We start from the raw sequence: 3,858 nt of genomic DNA on the forward strand, positions 1-3,858 counted from the left end.
CTAAAGGCCGCGTTTACTTAGGTGCGACACTCTCGGCCAGTGATATCCCGCCGCTGTCAGCGTCGAGTATCACCAGTGGTGTCCTGCCAGTCAGTAACGGTGGTACAGGGGCTTCAAGTTTCACGAACAACGGCGTCGTACTCGGAAATAGCAGCGGCAATCTTTTGTCCACTGCTGCAGGTGCGGCCTACCAGAGCCTAGTCGTCCCGAGTGGCGGCGGGACGCCGTCGTTTGGAGCTATTGATTTATCGCAGGCGGCGGCTGTGACTGGAGTGCTATCGACTACGGCCGGTGGTATTGGGATTAGCTCGACGGCAACATTCCCGACCTCTGGTGTGGTCGTGACGCAAAGTGCATCAGAGACATTGAGTAATAAAACTTTGGCCTCGCCCGTTGTGAATGCAGGGACTATGAGCGGCGCATCGCTGATCACCGGCTCTACGGTGGTTAACACGACTGGCACTGTAACTGCGGCTTCCGGCCAATTTAATGGTGATGTCACGATTAGTGGCAACGGTGTCACTGGCAACAAGCTGGTGATGCACGATAATGGTACGACTAACTTTGTAGCGTTGAGAGCACCCGACACTTTAGCTGCCTCAACCTCGTGGACCTTACCAGCGACTGACGGGTCTAGCGGTCAGGCTTTGGTTACTAATGGCTCTGGTGCCTTATCGTGGGCTTCGGGTCTCGCACCAATAGGGGCTGCTGGTGGCGACTTAACGGGTAACTTTCCAAATCCCACACTAACAGCGACTGGCGTTGCCTCTGGAACTTACACCAAGGTCGCGACTGATGCGAAGGGTCGGATTTATTACGGTGGCGCACTCGCGGTTGCCGACATTCCCACACTGCCCGCATCGATTATCGGCTCTGGTATCGTGCCTGTGGGCAACGGTGGTACCGGAGCTGCTAGCTTTACTAATAACGGCGTCGTATTGGGCAATAGCAGCGGTAATCTTTTATCCACCGCTGCGGGAGCTGCGTACCAGAGCTTAGTCGTGCCGAGTGGTGGTGGTACGCCGTCGTTTGGAGCGATCAACTTATCGCAAGCGGCGGCTGTGACTGGTGTACTCCCAGCATCGGCGGGTGGTACGGGTATCAGCTCGACGGCGACCTTTCCCGCAAGTGGGGTAGTGGTAACACGGATAGAGACAGAGACTCTCAGCAATAAAACTTTAGCCTCGCCGATTATTAATGCAGGCACATTGAGCGGTGCTTCGTTGATTGCGGGTGCCACTGAGCTTCATACGACGGGAAGCGTGATCGCAGGCACCGGTACATTTAATGGCGATATGAATATCCGTGGTGACGGAGTCTTGGCTAAGAAGCTCGTCATGTATGACAGTACGAACACAAATTTTTTGGCACTAAAGGCGCCCGACAACTTAGCCTCTACGAGTACATGGACCTTGCCACCTAGCGATGGATCCGGCGGTCAGGCTTTAGTTACGAATGGCTCTGGTGCCTTGTCTTGGGCATCGGGATTAGCACCGACAGGCGTCGCTGGTGGCGACTTAACGGGTAACTTTCCGAATCCTTCGCTGACGGCGACCGGTGTAACTGCAGGTACCTACACTAAGATTGCGACTGATACTAAGGGGCGTATTTACTCCGGTGGCTCACTCGCGGTCGCCGACATTCCCTTACTTCCCGCGTCTATTATCGGTTCTGGCATCGTGCCTGTGGTCAATGGTGGTACCGGAGCTGCTAGCTTTACCAATAACGGCGTCTTACTCGGTAACAGTAGCGGTAATCTTTTATCCACTGCTGCGGGTGCTGCGTACCAGAGCTTAGTCGTCCCGAGTGGCGGTGGGGCGCCTTCATTTGGCGCGATCAATTTAGCACAAGCGGCGGCTGTGACTGGCGTGCTCCCCACATCTGTCGGTGGCACTGGAGTCGTTTCATCGGCTACTTTTCCGTCGAGTGGAGTCATAGTAACTCAGACTGCAGTGGAGACGCTGAGTAATAAGACTCTAGCGTCTCCAATTATATCTGCGGCGACGATTAATGGTGCGTCAGTCATCAGCGTCACTGGGCAGGTATCGGGTGGTAATGGATATTTTAGTGGAAATGTCGGGATAGGGACGACGGCTCCCGACAAGAAGCTTGAGGTATCAGGAGATGCCAGCGTAAGGAGTTTGAGTTTAGGAACCACAGGTATCTCAGTTAATCCAGGAATTACCGGCAATGGAGGAATCATCGCAGGTCCGGCAGCCAACCATCTGGTGCTAGACCTACTCAATAACGACGACCAGGACAGCATTGCATTTCGCTACTCTGCAACCAACTCAATGGCCGTGGACACGATTGGTTTGGTTATGAAAGGCAACGGCAACGTCGGAATTGGTACTACAGATCCCACAGCTAAACTTAGCGTCTACGGCTCGGGAAATTTCACCTCTTTGCAAGTGAAAAATCCCTCTGGCTCTGGAGTTCTTCGGATTCAAGGCGACGCTGGAGCATCTACCACCCGAGCTGAACTAGTTTTAGACCGGACATCATCACGTCGCGGTGGCGGAATGCGTATTGCCGCGTCGACTGACGGAGTGGAAGAGTGGTGGGCGGGCGTACCATATGCAAACGGAAGCCCATCTGACCGTTTCCAAATAGGTCGCCATGCTACCTCCCCTGAATCCTTTGCAAACGGGCTACTCACAATATTGAGTAGTGGCAACATCGGGATCGGGACGACGTCCCCATCTGCTCCACTTACAATCGTTAAGAGCACAGGCACCGGTGCTTCAGATGATCTGTTGCGCCTAAACTCAGTTAATAGCAGCGCCGGAAATGGCTCGAATATCGCGTTTTCCAATAATGCAGACGTCATGACGCTTGCAAGGGTGGGAGCAATAGACTCGGGGACTTGGGGAGGACATTTAGCATTCTTGACAGCTCCAAGTACCGGATCCAGTCCTGGCGGTACTCCAACTGAGAGGCTCAGGATAACAAGTGCGGGCAACGTCGGGATCGGGACGACAAGCCCGGCTAATCCATTGCAGGTCTATAAGCCCACGTCAGCTTCGATTGCTGTCACCGGCCAGGGAGGCACTCAGGGGCTTTACATGGGAGCGGATGCAAACCAACCGTGGATTGGATCTTCGACGAACAGTGATTTAAGACTGATAACGAACTCGACAGAAAAGGTAAGGGTCACATCTGCCGGCAATGTCGGGATAGGCACAACAGCCCCTGCCCAGGCCCTTGATATTGGTTCAGGAAATATCAAGATGGGGTATTACACGCCAGGCAATAACCCAGCGACTGTGGCAACGAGCTTGGCAGCACAAAGCTGGAGTTCTTACGTTACAGTTTGTCCGGGCAATGGTTTTGTAATCAGTGCTTCATGTTGGGCTAGTGCGCCATTTTCGACATGTCCTTGGGCCGTCAACGCCTCTGGTCAATTAGCCGCATATAACTGCAACCCCTCAGCATCCGCCAACCTATCCTGCAACTTCATCTGCGCCAATATTCGTTAGTTTGAAATAGGATCTGAGCTGTGATTTACATTGACGCTGCAGCTGATAGTCATGGAGCTGTAATGATAGGGACCACAAATCCGGCACGGCAACTACATGTCGCCGGCACGGGGGCAATGATACGTGTGGACCGAAACGATGCGTCGCCCGGCCTCATATTTAACCAAACAGCAGTCAGTGATTTGAGTACAACCTTGAAGGTATTTTACTTCGGTATGAACGCATCTGGAGTAAACAACGGGAGATTTTATATGTTCTTATCCACATTTAAGACGGCTGTCCAAGGTAAGCGGCAGTATGTCAAAAAGAGCAGCGTGATTGCCACGCTACTCTTTCATGATCGGATCAAAGATTGTGGACTTTAGCCGTCACGTCGGGA

General features: G+C 53.1%; 1 protein-coding gene. It reads left to right on the forward strand.

The window, feature by feature from the left end; translation table 11 throughout:
* Positions 1–3,499 precede the first annotated feature (3,499 nt).
* On the forward strand, positions 3,500–3,844 hold the full coding sequence (locus FJ146_19670) for a hypothetical protein (protein MBM4254190.1): 345 nt from the start codon (positions 3,500–3,502) through the stop codon (positions 3,842–3,844).
* The last annotated feature ends 14 nt before the right edge of the window (positions 3,845–3,858 follow it).

The organism is Deltaproteobacteria bacterium (assembly GCA_016874735.1).
Lineage (GTDB): Bacteria > Bdellovibrionota_B > Oligoflexia > Oligoflexales > CAIYRB01 > CAIYRB01.